Annotated in this window: 25 protein-coding genes and 1 riboswitch; of the genes, 15 read left to right on the top strand and 10 right to left on the bottom strand. The window is 30.9% G+C overall.

Going from position 1 to position 26,484, the window contains the following annotated elements:
* On the bottom strand, positions 1 to 944 hold a 944-nt coding region (locus HGI79_RS16265), incomplete at its 3' end, for a pyruvate formate lyase family protein (RefSeq protein WP_278046724.1).
* 199 nt (positions 945 to 1,143) lie between these two features.
* A riboswitch (ZMP/ZTP riboswitch) is annotated at positions 1,144 to 1,228 on the bottom strand.
* A gap of 251 nt (positions 1,229 to 1,479) precedes the next feature.
* On the opposite strand from HGI79_RS16265, the gene HGI79_RS16260 reads away from it, so the two are divergent.
* Positions 1,480 to 1,656, top strand: a complete 177-nt coding sequence (locus tag HGI79_RS16260) for a hypothetical protein (protein WP_185651739.1) — start codon at positions 1,480 to 1,482, stop codon at positions 1,654 to 1,656.
* Positions 1,657 to 1,696: 40 nt separating this feature from the next.
* On the opposite strand, the gene HGI79_RS16255 is transcribed toward HGI79_RS16260, so the two are convergent.
* Positions 1,697 to 2,083, bottom strand: a complete 387-nt coding sequence (locus tag HGI79_RS16255; protein ID WP_185651738.1) for a VOC family protein — start codon at positions 2,081 to 2,083, stop codon at positions 1,697 to 1,699.
* A 778-nt stretch (positions 2,084 to 2,861) separates the two neighbouring features.
* Between HGI79_RS16255 and HGI79_RS22910 the strand changes: the two genes are divergently transcribed.
* Positions 2,862 to 3,659, top strand: a complete 798-nt coding sequence (locus HGI79_RS22910; RefSeq protein ID WP_241428239.1) for a DUF5661 family protein — start codon at positions 2,862 to 2,864, stop codon at positions 3,657 to 3,659.
* Positions 3,660 to 3,775: 116 nt separating this feature from the next.
* Here HGI79_RS22910 and HGI79_RS16245 read toward each other — a convergent pair whose 3' ends face one another.
* Positions 3,776 to 4,654 carry a radical SAM/SPASM domain-containing protein gene (locus HGI79_RS16245; protein ID WP_185651737.1) on the bottom strand — a complete coding sequence of 293 codons (879 nt, stop codon included), beginning with the start codon at positions 4,652 to 4,654 and terminating at the stop codon, positions 3,776 to 3,778.
* A 340-nt stretch (positions 4,655 to 4,994) separates the two neighbouring features.
* On the opposite strand from HGI79_RS16245, the gene HGI79_RS16240 reads away from it, so the two are divergent.
* A complete protein-coding gene (locus HGI79_RS16240) occupies positions 4,995 to 5,321 on the top strand; it encodes a hypothetical protein (RefSeq protein WP_185651736.1) in 327 nt (108 codons plus the stop codon).
* A gap of 198 nt (positions 5,322 to 5,519) precedes the next feature.
* On the opposite strand, the gene HGI79_RS16235 is transcribed toward HGI79_RS16240, so the two are convergent.
* Both HGI79_RS16235 and HGI79_RS16230 read right to left on the bottom strand, forming a co-directional pair.
* Positions 5,520 to 5,717 (bottom strand): alpha/beta-type small acid-soluble spore protein, encoded by a 198-nt coding sequence (locus tag HGI79_RS16235; RefSeq protein WP_185651735.1) that lies wholly within the window; start codon positions 5,715 to 5,717, stop codon positions 5,520 to 5,522.
* Positions 5,718 to 5,934: 217 nt separating this feature from the next.
* The gene (locus HGI79_RS16230; protein ID WP_185651734.1) at positions 5,935 to 6,348 is read right to left on the bottom strand and encodes a CGGC domain-containing protein; all 414 of its coding nucleotides are present in this window, start codon (positions 6,346 to 6,348) and stop codon (positions 5,935 to 5,937) included.
* Positions 6,349 to 6,542: 194 nt separating this feature from the next.
* Between HGI79_RS16230 and nudC the strand changes: the two genes are divergently transcribed.
* The 4 genes from nudC to HGI79_RS16210 all read left to right on the top strand — a co-directional run bounded on the left by nudC (position 6,543) and on the right by HGI79_RS16210 (position 10,800).
* The gene (nudC, locus tag HGI79_RS16225) at positions 6,543 to 7,334 is read left to right on the top strand and encodes an NAD(+) diphosphatase (RefSeq protein ID WP_185651733.1); all 792 of its coding nucleotides are present in this window, start codon (positions 6,543 to 6,545) and stop codon (positions 7,332 to 7,334) included.
* Between the two features lie 188 nt (positions 7,335 to 7,522).
* Positions 7,523 to 9,349 carry a sulfite exporter TauE/SafE family protein gene (locus tag HGI79_RS16220; RefSeq protein ID WP_185651732.1) on the top strand — a complete coding sequence of 609 codons (1,827 nt, stop codon included), beginning with the start codon at positions 7,523 to 7,525 and terminating at the stop codon, positions 9,347 to 9,349.
* Between the two features lie 129 nt (positions 9,350 to 9,478).
* Positions 9,479 to 10,183 carry a cytochrome c biogenesis CcdA family protein gene (locus tag HGI79_RS16215; protein ID WP_185651731.1) on the top strand — a complete coding sequence of 235 codons (705 nt, stop codon included), beginning with the start codon at positions 9,479 to 9,481 and terminating at the stop codon, positions 10,181 to 10,183.
* 17 nt (positions 10,184 to 10,200) lie between these two features.
* Complete coding sequence (locus HGI79_RS16210) at positions 10,201 to 10,800, top strand: TlpA disulfide reductase family protein (protein ID WP_185651730.1); 600 nt, start codon at positions 10,201 to 10,203, stop codon at positions 10,798 to 10,800.
* 422 nt (positions 10,801 to 11,222) lie between these two features.
* Here the strand turns inward: HGI79_RS16210 and HGI79_RS16205 are convergent, their stop codons facing one another.
* The 4 genes from HGI79_RS16205 to xdh form a co-directional block, all read right to left on the bottom strand.
* Positions 11,223 to 12,596: a cell wall metabolism sensor histidine kinase WalK gene (locus HGI79_RS16205; RefSeq protein ID WP_185651729.1), complete on the bottom strand. Its 1,374-nt coding sequence runs from the start codon at positions 12,594 to 12,596 to the stop codon at positions 11,223 to 11,225.
* A 1-nt stretch (position 12,597) separates the two neighbouring features.
* A complete protein-coding gene (locus tag HGI79_RS16200; RefSeq protein ID WP_185651728.1) occupies positions 12,598 to 13,281 on the bottom strand; it encodes a response regulator transcription factor in 684 nt (227 codons plus the stop codon).
* Positions 13,282 to 13,707: 426 nt separating this feature from the next.
* Positions 13,708 to 14,085: an HIT family protein gene (locus HGI79_RS16195; RefSeq protein ID WP_185651727.1), complete on the bottom strand. Its 378-nt coding sequence runs from the start codon at positions 14,083 to 14,085 to the stop codon at positions 13,708 to 13,710.
* A gap of 77 nt (positions 14,086 to 14,162) precedes the next feature.
* The gene (gene xdh, locus HGI79_RS16190; protein ID WP_185651726.1) at positions 14,163 to 16,718 is read right to left on the bottom strand and encodes a selenium-dependent xanthine dehydrogenase; all 2,556 of its coding nucleotides are present in this window, start codon (positions 16,716 to 16,718) and stop codon (positions 14,163 to 14,165) included.
* Positions 16,719 to 17,519: 801 nt separating this feature from the next.
* On the opposite strand from xdh, the gene yqeC reads away from it, so the two are divergent.
* The 7 genes from yqeC (at position 17,520) to HGI79_RS16155 (ending at position 25,176) form a co-directional block, all read left to right on the top strand.
* Positions 17,520 to 18,251: a selenium cofactor biosynthesis protein YqeC gene (gene yqeC / locus HGI79_RS16185; protein WP_185651725.1), complete on the top strand. Its 732-nt coding sequence runs from the start codon at positions 17,520 to 17,522 to the stop codon at positions 18,249 to 18,251.
* A 349-nt stretch (positions 18,252 to 18,600) separates the two neighbouring features.
* On the top strand, positions 18,601 to 19,182 hold the full coding sequence (gene mocA, locus HGI79_RS16180) for a molybdenum cofactor cytidylyltransferase (RefSeq protein WP_185651724.1): 582 nt from the start codon (positions 18,601 to 18,603) through the stop codon (positions 19,180 to 19,182).
* A 16-nt stretch (positions 19,183 to 19,198) separates the two neighbouring features.
* Entirely contained in the window at positions 19,199 to 19,996 is a 798-nt protein-coding gene (gene yqeB, locus HGI79_RS16175; protein WP_185651723.1) for a selenium-dependent molybdenum cofactor biosynthesis protein YqeB, read from the top strand.
* A 433-nt stretch (positions 19,997 to 20,429) separates the two neighbouring features.
* Positions 20,430 to 20,657, top strand: coding sequence for a FeoA family protein (locus HGI79_RS16170; RefSeq protein ID WP_185651722.1), 228 nt, complete (start codon positions 20,430 to 20,432; stop codon positions 20,655 to 20,657).
* Positions 20,658 to 20,719: 62 nt separating this feature from the next.
* Positions 20,720 to 22,837 (top strand): ferrous iron transport protein B, encoded by a 2,118-nt coding sequence (gene feoB / locus HGI79_RS16165; RefSeq protein ID WP_185651721.1) that lies wholly within the window; start codon positions 20,720 to 20,722, stop codon positions 22,835 to 22,837.
* A 209-nt stretch (positions 22,838 to 23,046) separates the two neighbouring features.
* Positions 23,047 to 23,850, top strand: a complete 804-nt coding sequence (gene zupT, locus HGI79_RS16160; RefSeq protein WP_185651720.1) for a zinc transporter ZupT — start codon at positions 23,047 to 23,049, stop codon at positions 23,848 to 23,850.
* Positions 23,851 to 24,114: 264 nt separating this feature from the next.
* A complete protein-coding gene (locus HGI79_RS16155; protein ID WP_185651719.1) occupies positions 24,115 to 25,176 on the top strand; it encodes an FAD:protein FMN transferase in 1,062 nt (353 codons plus the stop codon).
* 255 nt (positions 25,177 to 25,431) lie between these two features.
* Here the strand turns inward: HGI79_RS16155 and HGI79_RS16150 are convergent, their stop codons facing one another.
* Entirely contained in the window at positions 25,432 to 25,719 is a 288-nt protein-coding gene (locus tag HGI79_RS16150) for a YmaF family protein (RefSeq protein ID WP_185651718.1), read from the bottom strand.
* Positions 25,720 to 26,057: 338 nt separating this feature from the next.
* Between HGI79_RS16150 and HGI79_RS16145 the strand changes: the two genes are divergently transcribed.
* Entirely contained in the window at positions 26,058 to 26,480 is a 423-nt protein-coding gene (locus tag HGI79_RS16145) for a HutP family protein (RefSeq protein WP_185651717.1), read from the top strand.
* Positions 26,481 to 26,484: the final 4 nt, after the last annotated feature.

Here is a 26,484-nt window from a genome sequence, read left to right as displayed (position 1 = left end):
AATAAGTCATTATATTCTGGAGTTCTTAAATGTCTAACAAGTCTTAGTTTTATAACAAACTGATCTATTATTTCCTGAGCTTCTTCTTCTGTTATAACTCCGTTTACTAAATCTCTTTCGATGTATACATCTAAGAAAGTTGTAGTTCTTCCAAGAGACATAGCTGCTCCGTTATTTTCTTTTACTCCAGCTAAATATCCAAAGTATAAGAACTGTACTGCTTCTATTGCATTTTCTGCTGGGTTTGATATATCATAGCCATAAGATTTAGCCATTTCCTTTATTTCTTTCATGGCTCTAATCTGCATAGACACTTCTTCTCTGATTCTTATAGTCTCATCTGCTGATCCTGTTAACTCTGCTAAGTCTTTTTTCTTCTGCTCTATTAAATAATCCATTCCATAAAGAGCTATTCTTCTGTAGTCACCTATTATTCTTCCTCTACCATAAGCATCTGGCAGACCTGTTAAAAGACCTACAGTTCTAGCCTTTCTTGTACCTTCTGTGTAAGCATCAAAAACTCCTTCATTGTGAGTTTTTCTATATTTCTTAAAATTCTTTGCTATATCTTCATCCATCTTAAAGCCATATGCTTCAAGTGACTGTTCTACCATTCTGAAACCGCCAAAAGGATTCATTATTCTCTTTAGTGGAGCATCAGTTTGAAATCCTACTATAGTTTCATTTTCTCTATCTATATATCCTGGTTTAAAATTATTAATACCTGAAACTTCATTTGTTTCTACATCAATAATACCTTTTTTAATTTCTTCTATAATAAGTGCTTCTGCTTTGTCCCAAACCTTTTTTGTTTTTTCTGTTGGAGCTGCTAAAAAGCTTTTATCTCCTTCATATAAACTATAATTCTTTTGTATAAAGTCTCTTACATCTATTTCTTCTGTCCATTTTCCTTCTCTAAAACCATTCCAAGCCTTTGTACTCATAAAATATACCTCCTCAATATAAAGTGAAACTTTAATCAGATGGGGTTTTGACCCCATCTGATTCTTAGTTGAACGAATCCAGGGACGTAGCCGCTCTTTACTCCCAATTTGTAGAAGCTGGGAGTATTAGAGCGGGTAGTCATCGGATAAAAATTTAAAACCATTTATAGGAAACTCCAAAAAGCATAAGACCGCCTAGACTTTTAGCCCAGGCGGTCGGCAATTCTTACATACAGTCACACTCCCTGTGGTAAACTCCACTTCCGCCAGTTATGTGACATAATCTTTACCTAAATTATAAAAATTATTAATTAAAAATTTACATTTATATTTTATATAATAAATACAAACCTTATCTTTGTCAATATGTTTATCATAAATAATTTAAGCTTACTGCCTTTCAATACCACACATAGATTTTTTCTAAGTACATAACCTATTTTTAAAGCACTTTGAAATATGTAGATATAAAAACCAGTAGTAAAAAAAATTATTTATTATAAAAGAAGAATATAGTAAACAAGGTGGTGAGTATATGATAGAAGAACATTTATCAGACATTATAAAAGTTCAAGAAACCCATAGTCAAACTGAAGCAAATGATCTGCTTAGACAAGGCTGGAAACTTTTAAACATTTATACCACAACCTTCTCATACGAACCTAACGATCAAGCTACTATATATGTCTTAGGCAAAACTGATGATAGATAAGTTGTAGGTATATGCTAGGTTTCAGATACGAACCCCAAAATTAGGCTTCATATAATTCAATAGGAAGATCATCAGGGTCACTAAAGAATGTGAATTTTTTACCTGTATTTTCATCAACTCTAATAGGTTCTACATTTATATTCTTAGATAAAAGTTCTTCAACCGCTTCTTCTATATTGGTTACTTCAAAAGCTAAATGTCTTAAGCCTCTAGCTTCTGGATAGCTTGGTCTTTCTGGTGGATTAATGAAGGAAAACAATTCGATTATATATTGATCTCCCACCTTCAAGTCCAGTTTATATGAACTTCTTTCTTCTCTATATATTTCTCTAACTATGTCTAACCCAAGTATGTTAACATAAAAGTTTTTAGATTTTTCATAATCTGAACATATTATAGCAATATGATGAACTCTATTTAATTTCATAATATACTTTATCATCCTTTCCAATTTAATTTTATAAGCAGAATTTCAGCTACATGGGCAACTTGTTAATGATCATTATGTAAATTACTGATTATCACCAGCATGTATACACGTTAAAATATCATTTAAGCATTTAACCTCTGTATGAAACGTAGAAGTTGTTATCTCATTGATACCAATTTCTATTATAACTCACACCCATATATAAAAATAGTATAAATTTACACATATATTTCATAATATACAACATTATTAGTAACTTAAAGTGTTTATGTATAATATTATAATTATTAGAGTTTATTTATATATAGATACCCACAGCTTAAATTTAACTTATACGCAGGGATATATTGCTAATGTTGAAGTCACATTTAAATATGTTTTTATTAGTCTTAGCGAAAATTTGATAAAAATCTTAGAACTTTTGATATGGTTAAAAGCCTAAATGGCTTTTAACCAGCGACTTATCAATGGTAATTGATAAGTTGGTCCGAACTGAGGTACGAGTTTATCAAAGTTCTTTTATATTATTATGAAACTCCTCTTCCTTACAGTCAGAGGAGTGCTCACAGAGTAAGCGACCATATCAAAATCACAGATTTTGTATGTCTGCTTAACCGATTCGCACAAAATCACAGATTTTGGCTCTGTGCTTAAATTTGAACTTTAGACTAATTAAAAATATTTAACGTGACGAAACATGGTAATATATCCGGTGGTATAAGTTAAATTTGGGGCATGGCTATCTATACTATATAATTTTCTAGGAGGTGAAGTAATGAATTTCTCTATACCTTTTATGATGCGTTCTAATGGATATTCAGACTACGTAATACCAGTTTCTTATAAGACCTTGAATCAAGCACTATCATTAATAAAACAGGCTGCTGAAATGAAAAAGGAATCTGAGCTATTTTATGATTATCTAATATCTGCTGCTCCTACAAATGAAGAAAGAAGCATTATAACTACTATTCGTGATGACGAAAAAAAACATATTACTATGTTTAAAGAAATATATAGAATTTTTGCATCACAAGAGCTTGTAACTTCAGAAGACATACAATTTGAAAAGCCAACATCATATATTGATTGTATAAAGAAAGCTAAATTTTCCGAATTAAATTCTATGGAGCTGTGCAGAAACATTAGAGCCGGTGTTCCCGATAGATACTTTAGAGATATGTTATTTGAGATGTTAACTAATGAATTTAAACACTCTAGTAAATTTGATTATATCTTAAATTTGATTTTAGAGAATAAGTTAAATAGTAAGCCTATGCTTAAAGATACAGCAACTACACCAAGGGTTAATTTTACAACTGAAGAAGCAGCTAAAGTAGCTAAGGCTCTTGGCATCGACTTTAGTAAGGAAAAATTTGATGTAGAACAGTTCAAAAATGGCATGAATGTGGAGCTTGAACATGGAAGAAGATCTAGTGTTACTAATGTTACCAATGATGATCCTATTCTAACTGGTAAAATTGCATTAGCACATCTTAAAGAATTTCCTGACTATTATATAAGACTGAAAAAACTTGAAGAAGAAGCTACAGCATATTGGAAGAATATTTAAACATTATTTATATTTAATATGTAAATTTATAAAGTTATAATAAGCACAGCAAAATTAGCTGTGCTTTTAAAATAATTAATTTCTCTGACGTATATAACTTAATGAAACTAATTATATTAGCTGCTGAACTTCCTTCTATACCCACATTTTCTACATAGCTCTTCCACAGCTTCCCTTCTAGAAAAGCCATTGTAAATACTATTAGCTCTTTCACTATTCAATATCTGTGAAAATTCGGTTTCATGAATATTACCTAGCCTAATTACGCCTTCCCCATCCAAACAGCAAGGTACTACAGTACCATCAACTAAGACTGCTATTTGATTTCTAAGACCATAACAAAAGCTTTTACCGTGGTCCTCTGTTTCTTTTAAATCTGGCCATTGAAATTCATGGTCTTGATTTAAGTAAATTCTATGTGAAACTTTAATTCCTCTACCTGGATTTATTTTTTCTTCTATTTTATAAGGCAGTTTAAATTCTTTTTCAATTATTTGAAGAATTTCACGATTTTTTTGTATTTCAGCATTTGTCTTATTATCCTTATCCAAATTCCAAAGTCTGAAGGATATTAGCATATTACTTTTATCAATAGCTTCCTTTGCAAAGGATATAATATTATTAACATATTCATCTTTATTAGCTGTGACTTCATTTTCATCAAAACTATGTAGTGAAAAGTTAACTTGTCTTAATGCCGGCTTTTCTATTATGTTATCCTTAACTTTATTTACAAGAGTTCCATTAGAGGTTATATTTACCTTTAAGCCTTTTTCATAGCTTAAGTCCAAAAATTTGTCTATATATGGATGCATTAAAGGTTCTCCCTTAACATGAAAGTATATATAATCCGTATAAGGTTGTATTTGATCTAATATTTTTTTAAAGGTTTCTATGGTCATAACTTCAGGTTTCCTCATTGTTTGAGGACAAAAATTGCAGGAAAGATTACATACATTGGTAATTTCAATATAAAATTTCTTAAATTTTCTCATTGGTTTATACTCCAGTTCTAGATATTCTTATAGGTACGGAACTTTTAAATTTAATTTATGTGGAGTAAATTGAATTTAAAAGTTCCAGCTCTATACATGTTTACTAAAGATGTGTATACTATAAACAAGCTGCAATTAAATTCATAAAAATAATCTATTTACATTTTTAATAAAGTGTATTACCATTATATAAGATTTTCATTACAAAGTCTAACTGTTGTTAAGTCATATAATACAATAGAGTATATTTTTATTTGGTATTGAATCCAATATACTCTAGTATATGAATCATAGTCTAAGTTTAAAATATTATTATCTCACTAAAAAGGGAGGCCCAACAATGAAATCATTTCAAGCTCTCATTAATGAGACTTTAGAAGCTGAAGATCTGGATGAATTAGAAGCAGCCGCAGATTTATTTCAATATGGTGTTGAAAAAGGATATTACAATAAAAGGCAAGCAGATGAATTTAACGCTACTTATTGGAAGGTAAAAAACATATGTTTAGCTTATGAAGTTGCTAAAGAAGTAAAAGGAAACAAGTTAGATATTATTACTATAGTTTCTAATGCGCCTTCCAATATAAAGAACAATAAACAAGAACTTATTAATTATGTAAATGGACGTCTAAGAGCACTTAAAGGTAAAATTAAAGGAATAAAATAGGCGTCTAAATGGCTGTGTGGTATTATAAGAATAACCTTATAAATTATAAGCAAAATATCACAATAAATGGATTTTAAATATAAATTCAAGGATGTGTAATTATACGGTTCTTAAATTTATATTTAAATATCTATCTTTTACATCCAAGAATAAAAAAGTTAGACATAAGCTGCCTAACTTTTTTATCTTATCTATATATTATTTTAAACCTTGTTCATAAGCTTCAACCATTTTCTTAACCATATTACCGCCAACTGAACCTGCTTCTCTAGAAGTAAGATCTCCATTGTATCCTTCTTTTAAGTTTACTCCTACTTCTCTAGCTGATTCTATTTTAAACTGATCTAATCCTGCTTTTGCCTGTGGTACTAATACTCTATTACTTCTGTTTGCCATAATTTTGTTCCTCCTTAAATTTTAAATTTATTTTTTCTGCTTTGTAATTAAAGTTTATGTAGTTATAAAATTATTACTCTATTAAATTACATACATAATAATGAATTATTACTACATCTGGTAAAATAAAGAAATTGAATTTCCATTATGCAACATTTTTATAGATACCCACAATCTAAATTTAGGGTATGGATATCTGTATAATAAATACCTGTTATTATTCATAACAGGCATATCCTCCCTCTTGTCTTTTTCTTTTAGCAGTTTTACTTATATAAGATCCTTCTATAATATTGTTATAGCCTTTTTTAGAAACAATATTATTAATATAATCAACATGAGGGCAACTATCATAATGATAGTTATCTGTAACCATACAAGAAGATAGATGAACTACAACTTCATCTTTGTTAATGTTATTTTTACTCTTCAGCTTCTTAGAGAAATGCTCTAATTTTGCTGCAACACTCTTTCCACAACATCCTCCGCAGGTAAAAGAAATATATCTTACGTTATCATCATAGTTTTTAAACATTTCTTCTCTATTATAGAAGGCATTTGTACAAGCAAACCCGCTGCACCTTCTATGTGCAATATCACATTGAATAATAACTACATATTTTTTATTCATATTTTACTCCCCCTCTATTTATATATACAAAGTTATTAATAATATAATTTTTAAAGGATTTTAATAAATCTAAGTTACTTTATGGTGACTTAGTAACTAAAATATTTTTTGTTGATTATGAAACTAATTGCATTTATACTGATATTATAAAATGCAGTAAATATGAAAACAAGTATAAAAAGGTGAATGCAAAAATGGATAATAAAATTTATTTTGTCTTTAATAACAATAATTTATTAGTAAAGTCCCAGGATAACAATATATGTTTTCCTAATGAAAATGACATAAGAAATTTAGGGCTGGATATATGCTCTTTAGATTTTCTAACATCTAAAGGTAACCAAGAATTTCTTTTTGGAGAAACAAAACAATCACTGAATAAATTTAATTACATGAAATTTTTGAGTTTTAGATCTCTTTCTGGATTAATTGATGAATCTCTTTATTATCTAGCTGGAAAAGCCTTTCATTTAATTAATTGGGACAATACATACAAATTTTGTAGCAGATGTGGTTCTATAGTGGTACACAAACAGGATGAAAGAGCAAAAGCTTGCCCAAAATGCAACTTAGTAAGTTATCCTAAAATATCTCCTGCTGTAATAACAGCAATAATTAAAGAAAACAAGCTATTGCTTGCTCATAATACTAATTTCCCAAATAAAATGCATAGTGTAATTGCTGGTTTTGTAGAGCCTGGAGAAACCTTTGAGGAGTGTGTTTCTAGAGAGGTTTTTGAAGAAACAGGAATAAAGGTTAAAAATATAAAATACTTTGGTAGCCAACCTTGGCCATTTCCTGACTCATTGATGATAGCCTTCATCTGTGAATATGCTAGTGGTGAGTTAAAAATTGATGGTATTGAATTAGACCATGCTTCTTGGTATAGTGCGGATGAATTGCCTAATATTCCTGTTAACGGTAGTATAGCACGAAAGCTCATTGATTGGTTTGTTGATAACTTTGGAGAAACCTCTAAAAACTAAGTTTCTAAATTAATAGAAAATCTTTTAAGTATCATATATTTCTTAACCTTTGTCTTCATAATTTCTACATAACTATTATATATAATTAGAATTGTTAAACATATATATGTTGATAAGTATACAACATATATCTTATATGAATTTATTATATTCTAATAACATAATAAAATATATAATGGGGTGAATTTATGAATATAAAAAATACAAGACTAAAAGTATATGATATGACTTGTACATCTTGTGAAAAAACTATTGAAAGAACATTGAAAAAGTTAGTTGGAGTTTCCAATGCTGCTGCTAGCTACAAAAGTCAATGGGTAGACGTAGAATATGACTCAGACCTCTGTAGTTTACAAGATATAAAAAATGCTATACATAATGCTGGATATAGTATTAATAAGTCATCTGGTACAGCCTTTGCTGGTATATTAATAATAGCAGCAGCTATTATTCTTATAGGTAATTCTACTAGTGGTTTTGACATGAATAATATGTTAAAAGGAGCTACATATATTGTGCTCTTTATAGTTGGAATTCTTACATCTATACACTGTGTAGGAATGTGCGGTGGAATAATGCTCTCTCAGAGTTTATCAAAAGAAAACACTAATAAATTAGGAGCAATTACACCAACACTTCTATATAATTTAGGAAGAATAATATCCTATACAATTCTTGGAGGAATTGTAGGAGCATTAGGCTCAGTTCTTTCATTATCAATAAAAACTCAAGCTGCACTTCAAATTTTTGCTGGTTTATTTATGATTATTATGGGATTTAATATGGCTGGCTTTAGCTTATTTAGAAAGCTTCAGATAAAACTTCCATGGAGCTTCTGTTCAGTGAAAAATAAGCCAAAAACTCCCTTTATGGTTGGGATTTTAAACGGTTTAATGCCTTGTGGTCCACTGCAGACAATGCAGTTATATGCCCTTGGTACAGGAAGTGCAGTTAAAGGTGCTCTTGCTATGCTTATATTTGCATTAGGTACAGTTCCTTTAATGTTAGTCTTTGGAGCAGTATCTGGAATGTTAAGCAAAGGGTATACTAAAAAAATCTTGAAGTATAGCGGAATTCTTGTAATTGTTTTAGGACTTATAATGGGTAATAGAGGATTATCTTTAGCTGGAATAGACTTTGTTACACCTTTAACCTCTCTTTTATCTGGTAATAGCAAATCAGTTGGTGCTTCTAGATCTAATAGTACAAAAGCTACTTTAAAAGATGGAGTTCAAATTATAAACATGACTGCTGATGGAAGTGGATATAATCCTAATGTACTATACGTGAAGAAAGGTGTACCTGTTAAATGGGTAATAGATGGTAAACAAATAACTTCCTGCAATAACACAATTGTAGTCCCATCCTTGGATATAAAGAAGCAGTTAAATAGTGGTGAAAACACCATAGAATTTACACCAAAGGATAAAGACATAAACTTTAGCTGCTGGATGGGTATGATTAGAGGAGTAATTAGAGTAGTGGATGACTTAGATGCTGTTGATACATCTAAAACAGATCCTTCTGCACCACTTGCTGGTGGTGGTGGTTGTTGTGGTGGAGCTGCACCACCTAGTGATGGTTCTTCTAGTTCGTCACAACCTTCTAGTATATATGGTAATGATCTTAACGTAGTTCCTACAGAAACTATAGTTAACTCTGCTTTAGTTATAGGTAAAAATCAGAATACTATTCAAAGTGCTACAATTAAAGGCATAGGTTACGATTTTAAACCTCTTATAGTTGTTGTAGATAAAAATATAAAAACTAAATTAACCTTTGATCTAACTTCTTTTGACAATGCTGAAGGAAAATTTGATTTAATATCAGCAGAAACCGGTGATACATTTAAGTCCTTTGTAGGTAAGAAAGGTGTGGTTGACTTAGATGTTACCTTTAATAAAACTGGAGGATATGGAATAGTAAAAGACGGTAGCATTCTAGGAGTTATAGAAGTAGTTGATGATATTAAAAAAGCTGACTTTGAAAAAATAAGAAAAACATATACTAAATAGAATATAGTTATAAATATTTATATAAGGAATAGTTAATTATACCAAACTATTCCTTATTATAATTTTTACTAAGGGATTTATTATGGTTTGATATAATGAATATAATAGAAATGGAGGTGAAATTAATCATTGAATAATGTATCATTAATATTAGCATTTTCTGCAGGGTTGTTATCATTCTTGTCCCCTTGCGTTTTACCACTAGTTCCAGCATACATAAGCTACTTAACTGGTAATACAATAGAAAATCTTAATAGGACAAACACTAAACTTAATACATTATATAAATCTATAGGTTTTACTATAGGATTTTCTATAATTTTTATTGCCATGGGAGCATCAATAACCTCAATTGGAAAGTTGTTAACAAAATATCAAAGCTTTTTTAGACAAATTGGTGGAATATTAATAATTATTTTTGGAATACATACTATGGGCATATTTAAGATAAAACTGTTATTTTATGAGAAAAGATTTTTATCTTTTCATAAATCCACAGGTAACTTAGCTTCAATTTTAATGGGAATGGCTTTTGCAACTGGTTGGACTCCATGTGTAGGCCCAATTTTATCATCAATCCTTATTTATGCTGCAAGTACCAATACTCTTAGTAAAGGTGTACTATTACTTATATTTTATTCTTTAGGTCTTGCTGTTCCGTTTATTCTAACTGCAATGGCTATAGAAAGCTTCTCAATTCATATACGAAAAATATTGAAATATTCCCCTATTATATCATTTATTAGTGGTGTTATCATGATATTCCTGGGTATTATAGTTTTTACCAATAAAATTGCCACTTTAAATGGCTATTTAAACTTTATAAACTTTTAGAAACGGAGATGTGAGTCATGAAAAAAATTATTTGCCTATTAGTATTAGTGCTTGTATTTGTTGGAGCATTTTATGAAGTAAAAAACTTTAACAATTCCTTAAATAACAAAAAATCCTCTCAACAAAATAGTACAGCTTCAACTTCTAATGTATCCTCAACAGGAATTGATACTAATGCTTTTAACTTGAAAGCTGCTGATTTTAAATTAAAGGATTTAGAAGGTAATTATGTATCTTTAAGTGATTTAAAAGGTAAAAAAGTATTTCTAAACTTCTGGGCAAGTTGGTGCCCGCCATGCAAGGCTGAAATGCCTGATATTGAAAAAATATATGAAGAAAATCAGGATAAAGATTTAGTAATAGTTACTATAAATCTTGGGGAGGATGTAAACACAGCAAAATCATTCATAGATAAAAATAATTATAAGTTCAAAGTATTACTTGATTTTGATCCAAGTGTAGCAATTGATTCTAATCAAAGTGTAGCAATTAAATATAATATAACATCAATACCAACTTCTTTTTTTATAGATAAAAATGGATTAATTACCGCAAAACATGTTGGATCTATGACATATGAACAGATGAAAGATTATATTAATAAAATTAATAAATAGGTTACATCAACATATAGATTTAGAACTTTTAAATTTAATGTATGCAGCATAGCATACTACTAGATTTGTGCCACATTTAAATAGTTTATTAGAAAGTCTTAGTCTTAAATTAGTAGAAAAGCTTAGCACTTTGATACTGTTTGAGCCTAAGCGAGTTTATCAAAGTGCTTTTATATTATGAAACTCCTCTTCCTTTAGTCAGAGGAGTACTCACAGAGTAAGCGACCATATCAAAATCACAGATTTTGATATGGTCGCTTAACCGATTCACACAAAATCACAGATTTTGGCTCTCTGCTTAATTTGAGGCTTAGACTTTCTTAAACTATTTATCAGTAGCATAATCTAGTAATATGCTATGTGGAATAAATTAAATTTAAAAGTTCCAGACCCATTGTATAGTTCCCATATAAATATAATTTTTATGAAGAAATTCTTTTGAAATTAATAGTAAATGTAGTTCCTTGGTTGACTTCACTTTCCACATCAATAGAAGCTGAATGCAGCATCAGTATATTTTTAACTATAGTTAACCCTATACCACTTCCTTCAATTTTGTGTCTACTCTTATCCCCTCTGTACAGTCTTTCAAATATAAAAGGTAGATCTTCTTTACTAATCCCTATACCATTATCTCTTATACTAACAATGATATGATTCTTACTCTTAGTTAGGTTCACCCATATATTACCACCCTGATCTGTAAATTTTACTGCATTAGATAGAATATTTATAAATACTTGTTTTAACTTATCTTTATTACCTAAAATAACATAACTTTCACCAGCTTTAAAATTATAAGTTAATTTTATATCTTTTTCTTTTGATACAATTGAAAAGTCGTCACATACTGAAGCTATAAGTTCTTCTAAGCATATATTTTCTTGATCAACTAAACTATTTTCTATTTCGAATTCTTTTAATATATTTAAATTATTTAAAAGCTTTCCAAATCTAATAACTTCATCATTAAGAGCTGTTAACTGCTCAGTGTTAACAGGAAAAATACCATCAATCATAGCCTCTAGGTTATTTTGTAATATATTTAAAGGGGTTCTAATCTCATGAGATATATCAGAGACCAGTCTTCTTCTTAATAAATCCTGCTGTTTAAGCTTTTCTCCTAAGGTATTTATACTAATTTTAAGCTTCTCAAGTTCAAGTATATCAGTATCTACATCGGTTCTAGAATTATAATCACCTCTAGAAAGCTTCACAGATATATCTGATACTTCTCTTATAGGCACAGAAAATTGCCTTGAAAAATATAAGCTTACAATTACAACAATAAAAAGTGTGAAAATTATACTAGCTGCAATCCCTTTATTTATTGAAAGTTTAAAATTTATATCATCGGATGATAATATAACTGAAGAATATTGCCCTATTCCTATATATCCTACAATGTTACCATTATAAGTAATAGGAAAATTGGTAGTATTATAAACACCTTCATTTTTAATGTTAACAGATGTAAAATGGTCTTTTTCTCTAATGTCACTAGGATCCATTGTCCACACTAACTTTTTATTTGCATCTAATAAAGTTAAACAATAGTTACTCATAAAAGCTTCATGTTCCATTTCAACTCCAGATTCTTTTGTCCACTGTTTATCTCTTTTATACACTTCTTGAAAGTATTGAACTATTCTATCATTTCTTCTATTTTGAATATTTATCATATACTCATTAAATTTATTGTTTATAGTAAAATTTACAAACAAAGCAATGAGTATTGTAGCCAATATTGAACATACTAGCAATATTATACTTAGCTTTCTCCTAATACTATACATATTATGTTTCACCGCCAAACTTATATCCTACCTTTGTTATTGTTAAAATATACTTAGGATTTTTACTATCTTCCTCAATCTTCTTCCTTATATTTTTTATATGAACATCTATGGTTCTATCAAAGCCGTCAAAATCTATACCAAATATTTTTTCTATTAATTGTTCTCTGCTAAAAGCTCTACCCTTATTTACTGCAAGTAAATATAAAATATCAAACTCATTAGGTGTCAGAGTTACTTCCTTATCTTTTACCTTTACTGTTCTACTGTCCTTAAAAATTTTAAGTTCTCCATTATTAAAGGAAATAATCCCGGAACTTTCAGAACCTATTCTTCTAAACAAAGCATTAACTTTAGCAGTTAGCTCTCTTGGACTAAAAGGTTTTACCAAATACTCATCTGCTCCAATATTTAATCCTTCTATTCTATCTTCTAGAGCAGACTTTGCCGTTAGCATATAAATATATACATCGGACTTAGTTCTTATAACTTTGCATATATCTTCCCCTTGAATATCTGGAAGCATTAAATCTAATATAACTAGCTTAAATTCATTAGAATTGAAAAGTCTTAGTCCATCAGTTCCATTTTCCGCACAATAAACCTGATACCCCTCTTTTTCTAAATATGCCTTCAATACCTTAGATATTTTTTGCTCATCCTCTATTATCAATATTTTGTTCATAAAATTCACCTCAACTAATTAGTATACCATTAGTTTAACAGTTATTTATAAAGATTTTATGTAGAATATATTTAATTCTATATATTTTTCATAAATTAAATATAAAAAATGGCCTCTTGCTAAAGAGACCTCTTAAAAAGTAAAGGTTTTATATTATAGATACCCACAGCTTAAATTTAACTTATACGTAGGAATATGCTGCCAAAACTGATGGCACTTTTAAAAACTTTTTTATCAGTCTTAGTGAAGTGTTTTTTGAAAATCTTAGGAGCTTTGATATGTTTGAGGTACGAGTTTATCAAAGATTCTTAGATTTTCAAAAACACGAACTTTAGACTGATTAAAAGTTTTTAACGTGCCGAAGTTTGGCAGCATATTCCCGAGTATAAGTTAAATTTCGGGCATGGGTATACATATAATTAAACACTATTCATTATATTCTACCAAAGCCGTTTTGAAATTTCTTATACCGCCTCTTGGATTTTGTACATCATATTTATATCTTGGAATTAGGTGAACATGTAAATGCATTACAGTTTGACCTGCATAGTATCCTACATTTATTCCTATGTTATAACCTGCTGGTTCATACTGAATATTCAGCATCTCTTTTACCTCATGCATAAGGCTATACATTGCTTTAATCTCTTCTTCTGTAGCTTCAAAAAAACTTTTAAAGTGTCTTTTTGGTATTATTAAAGTGTGTCCATCATTTACTGGAAACTTATCCATTATAGCAAAAGCAAGTTTGTTTTCTGCTACTATATCTGATTTATTATAGTTACAAAATATACATTCATCCATATGTTATCTCCTTTTGATTCTATTAAACGTTATTGTATATCATGATAAGCAAAGTTAACTACTAGAGCTACAGTATGTTATTTTTTCTTTCTATAAGCAGTATCTTCTAAAGGTAATTTTGTTCTAAACTTACCATCAAGTTTATAGTAAGCTCCCTGTACTGCTGGTGCTGTTGGTACTGATACTATTTCCCCTATACCTTTAGCACCATATGAAACAGAAGCCTTACTCTTCTCAATAATTATTGATTGAATTTCAGGAACACTTGGTGCTCTAAATAACCCTAAAGTTCCAAATTTAGCTGTTGGTACTGAATCTTTTAGAGGATAATCTTCTGTGAGGGCATATCCAAGTGACATTACTACTCCCCCTTCTATTTGGCCTTCTACATTTGTTGGATTTACAGCTTTCCCCACATCGTGAGCAGCCACTACCTTTTGCAGTACCCCATTTTCGTCTAAAATAACCACCTGTGTTGCATATCCATAGGCAACATGGCTTACTGGATTAGTTTTATCTGAACCCATAGGATCTGTAACACCTACATATTCTCCATAGAAATCTTCACCATTAAGCTGTTCAAAGGAATTTTCTCTTAATGCTTCTTTAAGCTTCATAGCCGCTTGTCTTGTAGCTTCTCCTGCAAATAAAGTCTGTCTTGAAGCTGTAGTTGTTCCAGAGTTAGGAGTAATTGCTGTATCCGGTGGATCTATTACAACAATTTCTGGTGATATTCCTGCGGTTTCGCACAACATTTGAGTGGTTACTGTTGCAAGCCCTTGACCTATACAGGCTGCAGCAGTTCTTATATGAACCTTTCCATCTATAACAGTTAATCTACACCTTCCTATATCCGGAATTCCAACCCCTACTCCACTATTTTTTAAGGCACAAGCTATACCTGCATAGGGATGTTTTTCAAACACGTCTTTAACTGCTAAAAGTGTTTCTTTAAGTGCAGTATCTTCCCCTGCAATCTGTCCATTAGGAAGTACTTGTCCTGGTTCTATTGCGTTTCTAAATCTAATTTCCCAGGGTGATATTCCAACTTTTTCAGCTAAAAGATTTAAATTACATTCAGTGGCAAAAGCTGATTGAGTGACGCCAAAACCTCTAAAGGCCCCTCCTGGTGGGTTGTTAGTATAAACAGTTATACCCTCTACCTCTATATCTTGATAGTTATAAGGCCCTGCTGCATGAGTACATGCCCTTTGAAGAACTGGTCCTCCAAGAGATGCATAAGCCCCAGAATCCGTTATAATTCTAGCTTTCATAGCAGTTAATTTTCCATTTTCATCGCAAGCAGTTGTAAACTCCATGTCCGCCGCATGTCTTTTTGGATGAACCATAATACTTTCTTGACGACTTAAAGTAACTTTTACAGGTCTCTTAGTATACCAGGTCAGGAGTGCTGCATGATGCTGCACGCTCATATCTTCTTTTCCACCAAATCCTCCACCTACATATTTACTAATGACTCTTACTTTGTCTGCTGGTAATCCTAAAAGCGCCATGATTTCATGCTGCTCATCATATACGTTTTGTCCACCAGTATATACAACTACTCCATCACCCTCTGGCATACCTACAGCACATTCTGGTTCTAAAAAAGCATGTTCTGTAAAAGGAGTAGAATATTTTTGTGTTACTACATATTTAGAATTAGCTATAACTTCATCTACATTGCCTCTCTTTAGTAGCTCCCTTTTTAATATATTACCACCAGGATGAATATTAGGAGCACCTTCTTTCATAGCCATAGTCGGACAGGTAAGTGGTATTCGTTCTTCATACTCCACATGAACTAGCTTTAAAGCTTCTTTTAAAGCTTTTTTACTTGTGGCAGCAACTAGTGCAATGGAATCTCCTGCGTATCTTGTTTCTTCTCCTTCTGCAATCATGGCTGGCCAATCCTTTATAAGATGACCTAAAAATCTCTTTCCTGGTATATCCTTAGCTGTTAATACTGCTATAACTCCAGGATATTTTTCCGCTTCAATGGTGTCAATTTTCTTTACCAAGGCCCTTGGATACTTACTTCTTAGTGCGGAACCATAAATCATTCCCTCTACTTGTATATCATCTGCATATTGCCCAGTTCCTAGTGCCTTATCTATAGCATCCACTCTATGTATACTTTCTCCTATATGTCCAGTAAATTCTGTCTTAGGTGGAATAATATTTTCTCTTAAAGCCTTTGCTACCATAGCAACAGCTTTTTCTATTTTTACATATCCTGTACATCTGCATATATTTCCTTTAAGAGCATTTTTTATATCTTTAGATGTAGGGTTTAAATTCTTATCTAACAAGGCTTTAGCACTTATAATCATTCCAGGTATACAAAAACCACATTGTACAGCTCCTGCATCAGCAAAGGCCCAAGCATATAATTCCTTTTCTTTTTCAGTTAAACCTTCAACAGTTAAAACTGTCTTATTCTCAACTTTAGCTGCGGTTAAGATACAAGCTCTCATGGCTTTTCCATCTACTAAAACCATACAGGCTCCGCAGGCACCTTCTCCACAACCATTTTTTACAGAAGTAAGTCTTTCATCTTCTCTTAAATATTCAAGTAAATTTTTATCTTCTTCTATTATTACTACATTTCCGTTTAGATTAAATTTGTACATGTTCTACTCCCCTTTTTAAAAAGATCTTCTAAGAAAGATACTTCCCTTTAGGAAATCCTTTGCTTACATTATAAGCAATAAATCCTTTTAATTTACCTTAGCAATAAACGTGCCATATATAATATAGATTTATCAGCAATAAAGTTAAAATAAGAATAACATGAGGTTTGTCTACGATTTAGAGTTTTGCCTATTAAATGCCATTTAGGCATTTAACACCAACTTGATCTTAATTTAACCATCACAAAAGCTTAATAGCAGTTGGATGTAATATAAAAAATATTACTTTAAAGTGTTATACACCTTTTCTTTTAAATTTAAACTTATGTTATTTGTTATCAAAATGATAATAAATAATAATTTTGATAACAAATAATATAAGATCAAGATATGTTATGAAATTTTCTATAAAAAATTGTTATCCATATACCTATATTCAATGATTTATGAAACTATGCAGTGATGACATTAGTTAACTTATTATACCATACATTTTAATAAAATTAATACGTTATTTTATCAATATATCAAAACAAATATATTATATTGATATATTGATAAAACAATTTCTGAATAACTTATGAAATTTAGTAGATTATTTTCAAACTTTCATAAAAAAACTACGCAGATTAATGAATTTTATGTTTCTCATATTGGAAAAGTTTTTATTAAAAATAAATATATGTTGTATTAATTATATAGTTTCATATAAAATGTTATCAAAGCAATATTTAAAATTGGCATAGTTGTTGCTTTAAATTTTAGAAGCACTAGTATTTTAAATTATTACTGGAGGCGAAAATGAAGTTAACAAAACTAATAAACTTAAGCAAGAATTGTATTGTTTCTATTGTAGGTGCTGGTGGTAAAACATCACTTATGTTTTCAATAGCCCAAGAGCTAAGGCACCAATATAAAGTATTAGTAACTACTACTACAAAAATTTACGTACCTAATAAAAACCAGTATGACTTTATAACTATGTTAAAGAATAATTACTTAAATTCTATATCTAATGCTTCAAAAGGAATTTATGTTTATGGAAATCACATTAATTCAGAAGATAAAATAATTGGATTGAGCTCAGACTCTTTAGAAAAAGTATATAAGTACTTTGATTGTACATTAATAGAAGCAGATGGTTCCAAAAGGAAATGCATTAAAGGCTGGCGAGATGATGAACCAGTTATATTTTATAATACCAATAAAACTATAGGGGTATTAGATATATGCTCCATAGGTAAAAAAATAAATGAAGCTAATGTTCATAGAGTAAATAATTTTATTCACATAACTAACTCCAAAATAGATAGATTTATAAATATAGAGCATTTAATATCCTTAGTATTCCATCATAAAGGCCTGTTTAAAAATTCTTTAGGTGAAAGAATACTCTTCATTAATAAAGTAGAAAATATAGAAAATAAAATAATAGCTCAAGAATTAGCAGCTGAAATTATAAAAAGAAATAATAGCTATATAGATAAGGTTATTATAGGTAGCGTAAAAAGTAAAACCTATGAACTAATATAGATACCCACAACTTAAATTTAACTTATACGTAGGCATATGTTGCCAAAACTGAAGCACATTTAAAAACTTTTTTATCAGTCTTAGTGAAGTGTTTTAGAAAATCTTAGGAGCTTTGATATGTTTGAGGTACGAGTTTATCAAAGCTACTTATTTTATATGAAACTCATCTTCCTTACGTCAGATGAGTAAGCGATTCGCACAAAATCACAGATTTTGGCTCTCTGCTTAAAACACGAACTTTAGACTGATTAAAAGCTTTTAACGTGCTGAAGTTTGGCAACATATGCGGTCGTATAAGTTAAATTTCGGGCATGACCATCTATAGGCTAGTAGAAATGGAGGTTATATTTTGATTAGTGCTGTTATACTAGCTTCTGGTTATGGAAACAGAATGGGACAAAATAAACTTCTTCTACCTTATAAAGGAAAAACTATAATTGAACATATTTTGGATACAGTATTAAGTTATCCTTTCCATGAAATAATTTTAATTGGTAGAGAAGAAGAAATTTTAAATTTAGCTGAAAAAAGACATATTAAAACTGTTGTAAATAATCATGCATATAAAGGTCAAAGTGAATCTATAAAACTTGCAATACAAAATATAGATTATACTGATGGCTATATTTTTTTTACAGGAGATCAGCCCCTAATAAATTTAGAAACTATAGAATTTTTAGTGAATACATTTAATAAAAACAGTAATCATATTATAGTTCCTAAATATAAAGAAAACAGAGGCTCTCCGGTTATATTTCCTAAAAAATTTAAGGGTGAACTTTTAGAGTTAAATGGTGATATGGGTGGACGAATAGTAATTAATCATCATTTAAATGATGTAATCTTTGCTGAATTGGACAAAGGACATGTATTATTTGATGTAGATACTCCAGAAGATTACCAAACTTTATTAAACGCAAATTTACGATAAGGATGGATAAAAATATATGTTCAATGATATTGCCATTGTTAGAGGAGGCGGTGATATAGCCTCTGGTACAATACAAAAATTGCATAGAAGTGGTTTTAAAGTTTTAGTTTTAGAAATATCAAATCCTACATCTATAAGAAGAAACGTATGTTATAGTGAAGCAATATATGAAGGTGAAACTACTATTGAAGGTATTACATCTACTTTAGTTAACAGTATTACTGAAATAGAAATTGCTTGGAGTGAAAATAAAATACCTGTAGTTATAGATCCTGAAGGTTATTACATCAATATCATTAAACCAGAAATTTTAATAGATGCAGTTCTTGCTAAAAAGAATCTAGGAACTAAAATCACCATGGCTAATATAACTATAGCTGTTGGACCAGGTTTTGAAGCTGGTAAAGATGTTCACATAGTAATAGAAACAATGAGAGGTCATAATCTAGGAAAACTTATTTTTGAAGGCTCTGCTATGAAAGACACAGGAGTACCAGGAGATATAAAAGGTTTTTCAAAGGAAAGAGTTATATATAGTCCAAGCAACGGAATTATAGAAAATGTCAAGAACATTGGTGACGTAGTTAGAGCTGGTGAAGTTATTGCATATGTAAATAATAATGAAGTATTAGCAACTATTGACGGATTACTTAGAGGTATAATAAGAAATGGAAGTACAGTATGGTATGGCCTTAAAATAGCTGACATTGATCCAAGGATTTCAGAACTAAAAAACTGCTACACTATTTCAGATAAAGCTAGAAGCATTGCAGGTGGTGTATTAGAAGCTGTACTATATTTAAAAAACAAATGATTCTAATACCTTTGACCAAGGCATTACTGCTTCTATAGTTTGAAAAGGATCAAGGTTTTGACTAAGTTCAAAAAGATATAAGGCTAGTATTGCATAGCGCTTATCTTCATCAAATCTACTATTAGTATATCTTGTCTTAAATATCTGCTCAATTGTCTATGACAGTTCAAATGTCTTACTATTTTCCAGTTTATTATTCTAGTTATTATATCACACTTTTAGAACTATGAGCATAAATTATTATTAAAGTTAGCTTTAGGAAACAAGGTTAGTCACATGAAATCAAATTAAATATACTAAATCACTTTTAATTATGTAACTATTAATTCTAAGGAACCTTCGAGCATATTTTACATATTATGATATTAGCTTAAGTTAAAACATTTATTTGAATCTAACATTAATGGATTAAGTTTTTTTAGGAGGAGATTTTATGTTGAAACTTGATAACGTATCTGTAGGAAATTATGTTACCATTGAGAATTTAGCATCTACTGGCATGTTAAGGGAGAGAATGCTTGCACTTGGTCTAACTAAAGGTGCCACAATAGAAGTAGTAAGAAAAGGTCCCTCTGGTGATCCTACTGTTTACAATATTAGGGGCACAATGATAGCTCTTAGAAGTGAAGAAGCATCCTTAATTTTTGTAACTCACAAATAAATCTGTATACAAGCAGGTTAGCCCCTGTTTTTCATAAGCAATAATATTTTCGGAGGTTTATAATGGGTTTAACATTTCAATCCACGCAAAATAATGCCTTAACAGACCTATTTAAAATTGAGAAAAAAGAAGGGCAGTATGTCATTGCTCTTGCCGGTAATCCCAATACCGGTAAAAGCACTGTTTTTAATGCACTTACAGGACTTCATCAGCATACCGGCAACTGGCCTGGAAAAACAGTAGTAAACGCAAGAGGAGAATTCACACATAACGGTAAAGAAAACATTCTGGTAGACCTTCCAGGAACCTATTCACTGTTTGCATCCTCTGTAGAAGAAGTAGTAGCAAGGGATTTTATATGCTTTGGTAATTCAGATGCAGTAATAGTAGTTACAGATGCAACCTGTCTTGAAAGGAATCTTAATCTTGTTTATCAGGTAATGGAGCTTACTGACAATGTTATACTATGTATAAATCTCATAGATGAAGCAAAAAAGAAAAATATAGTGATTGATGCAAAAGGTTTAGAAAAGGAGCTGGGTGTTCCTATAGTTTTATGTTCAGCCAGAAGCGGCATAGGTATAAAAGAACTCAAAGAAGCGGTGTATAGGGTTACTATAGGCCAGATTAGGCCAAAGCCTAAAACAGTAAAATACCAAGATTATATTGAAGAAAAAATTAAATCCATACAGCCTCTTATTGAAAAAAACATAAGCGGCATAAATTCCAGATGGCTTGCCTTAAGAGTTATAGACGGTGATACAAAATTGATGGATTCTATCTTCAATAATATAGACAAGAACTCCTTAGAAGAAATACTTAAAATCACAAACGCATCTACTACACATAATGATAAGAGAAATATAAGAGATGATATTTCAGAGCAGATTTATAGAAAGGCAGAAGAAGTAAGAGATAAATATGTAAAAGAAGATAAGGCTAAAATTGACAGAGATAGAGTAATCGATAATTATATTACCTCAAAAATATTTGGTATTCCACTAATGCTTTTAACTTTAGCTGTAGTATTCTGGATCACTATAACCGGAGCTAATGTGCCTTCTAAAATTATAGCTAATGTACTTTTTGGTATAGAGGACAAACTTACTATATGGTTTAACAACATGAACGCTCCCAGCTGGCTACATGGAGTTCTCATACTTGGACTTTACAGGACTCTGGCCTGGGTTGTGTCTGTTATGCTTCCTCCAATGGCAATATTCTTCCCTCTCTTCACAATACTTGAGGACTTAGGATACTTGCCAAGAGTAGCCTTTAACCTTGATCACCTGTTTAAAAAAGCCCGTGCTCACGGCAAACAGTGTTTGACAATGTGTATGGGCTTTGGATGTAATGCAGCTGGAATAACAGCCTGTAGAATAATAGAATCTCCTAGAGAAAGACTTATTGCAACCTTAACTAATAACTTTGTTCCTTGCAATGGGAGATTTCCTACTTTGATAGCTATATCTACGGTTTTTCTTGTTGCAAAAGGGGGCAGTGGGTTAGGCATTCTATCGGTTCTCTCAGTAACAGGATTAGTCATTATCGGCATAGTTGTGACTCTACTAGTGTCCTATGGACTATCTAAGACAATCTTAAAAGGAATTCCCTCTACTTTTACTCTGGAGCTTCCTCCTTATAGAGTACCTCAAATAGGAAGAGTTCTATATACTTCTATAATTGATAGAACCATATTTGTTCTTTGGAGAGCTGTAATAATTGCTGCTCCAGCAGGTGCCATAACCTGGATACTTGGAAATGTATATATTGGTGACTTAAGTATCATCGGTCATGCTGCAGCTTTTCTTAATCCTTTTGCCAAGATTATAGGTCTTGATGGATTTATATTAATGGCCTTTATACTTGGATTGCCTGCAAATGAAATTGTACTGCCAATACTATTAATGTGTTATTTGTCAACAGGTTCTATGATTGAATTTGAAAGTATAGAATCATTAAGAAAGATATTGTTGGACCATGGCTGGACCTATCTTACAGCACTTAATGTTATGTTGTTCAGCTTACTACACTGGCCCTGCGCCACAACACTTTTAACTATAAAGAAAGAAACAGGAAGCTTAAAATGGACAGCGCTATCAGCAATTATTCCAACCAGTGTGGCAATTGTTGTATGCTTCATAACAACTATAATATTTAGAGCTCTAGGTTTAGGTTAAATTAAGCTCTTGCAAAGGGTTGGTATCTTATAAGGACTGCCAACCCTTTTGCTCTAATTTTACATAAAATTTCCAAAGAACAACTATACAATCCTTTTATATTCTAATATAATATATATTAAGTATTGTTCAATATTTATTATCAGTATATAGACATCTTTACTGTGATAAGTGTTAGGTATTATATAGTAATATCTAGGAGGAGAAAAATGGAGAATATTTTATTTGCTTTCGGATTAACTCTTTTCGCTGGTCTATGCACAGGAATAGGAAGTGCCCTTGCTTTCTTTGCAAAGAAGACCAATACTAAATTTCTTTCTGTAAGCCTTGGATTTTCAGCAGGAGTAATGATTTATGTTTCTATGATAGAAATATTCTTTAAGGCAAAGAATTCTCTTACAGCTGAACTTGGAATAAAGGCAGGGTCCTGGCTTACAGTTGGGGCATTTTTCGGAGGAATGCTTTTCATTGCGCTTATTGACAAGGTTATTCCAAGCGGCGAAAATCCCCATGATGTGTATAAGGTTGAGGATATTAACAATAGGAACAGTCATTCAAATTCTAAACTGTTAAGAATGGGAATATTCACTGCACTGGCTGTTGGAATCCATAACTTTCCTGAAGGTCTTGCAACATTTATTTCTGCACTTCAGGAACCGGCTATAGCCATTCCAATTGCTGTAGCTATAGCTATTCACAATATACCAGAAGGAATAGCAGTATCAGTGCCTGTTTACTATGCTACAGAAGATAGGAAGAAAGCCTTCTTATATTCCTTCCTATCCGGTCTTTCTGAGCCTGTAGGAGCACTTGTAGGTTATTTAATATTGATGCCTTTTATCAATAATCTTGTATTTGGTATAATTTTTGCTGGAGTTGCAGGGATAATGGTATTCATATCTCTCGATGAACTACTCCCTTCAGCAAGAGAATATGGTGAGCATCATCTTTCCATATATGGCCTCGTAGCTGGCATGGTAGTGATGGCCATAAGCTTGTTGCTATTTATATAAAAAGCAAATGAACAGGATATTTGTAAGTTTAACTTGAATATCTAATTAAAAGTATAGAGTACGGGACAAAGCTTCACCGCGTCACGCACTCTTTATTTATTATTTCTTGCATTTTTGAATTCATTGCGGCTACTTTTAATCAAATGAGATAACTATACAAGGGATCAAATAGTACAAGATAAAATTACTATATAAATAACAGATTTATTGTATAATAGTAATTAGATTTTATTTAATATTTATAAAAAACAGGGAGATAAACATATGCAGAAAATTATATGTACATTATTAGCTTGTATCTTATCTACTCTATTTATTACGTCTTGCTCCAGCCTCAGCAGTAAGACAAGTGAACAGCCATACGAAAAAAGTAACATAACCATGGATACGGTGATAAAACTAAAAGCCTATGGACCAAATGCAAAATCTGCTGTTGAAGATGGTTTTAAAAAGGTGGACGAGCTTAATGAAATGGCAAGTCCTAGTTTGAGCACTAGTGACGTTAGTAAAATTAATGCTGCTGCTGGAAAAGAATATGTGAAGGTTCATCCAGAAATAATTAAAATGATAAAAACCTCCATACAATACTCAAAATTAAGCGGAGGAGCATGGGATATAACAATTAGTCCATTAATAAATTTATGGGGTATTGGCACTGATAACCAAAAACTGCCCTCAGATTCTGAAATAAAGGCTAAATTACCGATGGTTGGATATAATTATATTAGCATTAATGAAGCAGATAATAGTGTTATGCTTCAAAAACAAGGTATGGCCATTGATTTAGGTGGTATTGCCAAAGGCTTTACTGCTGATGAGATTCTAAAGATTTTTAATAAGTATGAAATTAAAAAGGGTCTTATAGACTTAGGTGGAAGCAGCATATATGCAATTGGCACAAATGCAAATGACAATGTCTGGTCCATTGGAATTAAACATCCAAGAAATGAAGATAGTCAAAGTTATCTAGGAATAACTAAGATATCAAATCAGGCATTATCTACATCAGGAGACTACGAAAGATACTTTATAATGAATGATAAAAGATATCATCATATACTTAATCCAGCTAATGGATACCCAGCAGATACTGGAGTAATGTCCAATACAATAGTAGTAGATAGTAGTGTTCCAGACTGCAATATGTTAGCAGATCTTTTGACAACAATAGTTTTTATATTAGGTCCTGATGAAGGTATAAAGTTTGCAAGTAGTATACCTGGAGTATCCTGCGAAATTACCACAAAGGATAACAAAATATATACTACAAAAGGATTTAAAGAAAAAATTTCAAATTTAAATAAGGATTTTAAGTTTGTGAATTAACTTATAAAAAACATCTATTTGAAGTGTTAGATTCCCAATTCTGTTCCAATCATAGTTTTTTGTATATGAAATTGATTAATTACAATTAAAGTACCTAATTGACCAACGCTGCATTTATTAAGGCTAGTGAATATATGCCATAATAATTTTCCCCCCTGAAGAGATTCAGGGGTTTTATCCTTCTAATTGTATCTTTAAAATAATTGTTATTTAAATTTATAGTCAAATGCTAATATTTTTGAATACATGAATTTGTTAATCACTACTGGTTTTGCTATTTACAAAATGAATGTGATTATTTTCTGGTAGAACTTGTCCGTTTATATAGTGAAAATGTCCTCCATTAGGAGCAGGATAATCTATACTAGTAGGAATATTATAATAATGACTGTGTCCGTCATCAAAGGTAGTATATCCTTGAATATAGTGTATATGCGGTTCAGCATTAGGAGCGTAGGTGCTCTCTCCATAATAATAATGAGCGTGTCCAAAATCATATGAGGTTATATCGTTATAATAGTGTGCATGATATCCATCATCCATAGTGCTTCCCTCCCTAAGTTTAGTTCGGTTTATATTATGAATTAAGATATGTATTGGTTACATGGAACTAGCTATTTTTTATGTTTAGATTTAAATAAGAGACTAACTATAGTTATACTAATCCATTTAAATATTACATAGTCATTAATGGCAAATCCATATTGTGATAACAAACTAAAGTTAAAATAAAATGCTTCTATATATAAATTTCTTGCTTAAATCATTACATTACATGGTATAATTTAATTTATAATCATAATACAGTTGTGTATGAAATAAAAAATTGGTATATCAATAGTATTATAATTTATGTAGATATAATTTAAGGAGTGGAATATATGAACGTACAAAGTACAGATGTAGCAAAGGCTTCTGTTGAGATGGCTATATCTTCTAGGGAAAATGAGAAAACATTAGATGAGACTTTTAAAAATAGTGGAATTTTAACTGCAGCAGTAGATATAGGAGGAAACATAAATAATACTCTATCAAAGATTATAGAAAGAGCATTAGTTGTTTCAAAAAAGAAAGGTCTAATAAAAGAAGATTATCATGTACATGATGGTGCTGTAGCTGGAGCAACAAGGGAAGCTCTTTTTCAAATTATGCAAAAGGCAAATGGACTTAATGTAGGCGGTAAAATTGGTATAGCTAGAAGTGGTGAGCATATAAGCGTATGCATATTTATGAGTATAGGATTACTTCACCTAAATGAAGTGGTAATTGGTCTAGGCCATCGCTCTATACCAGACGTGTATTGAGAAA

The organism is Clostridium sp. DJ247, assembly GCF_014231265.1.
Note: the sequence above shows the minus strand (reverse complement) of the source record. Positions and strands in the feature narration are given on the sequence as shown.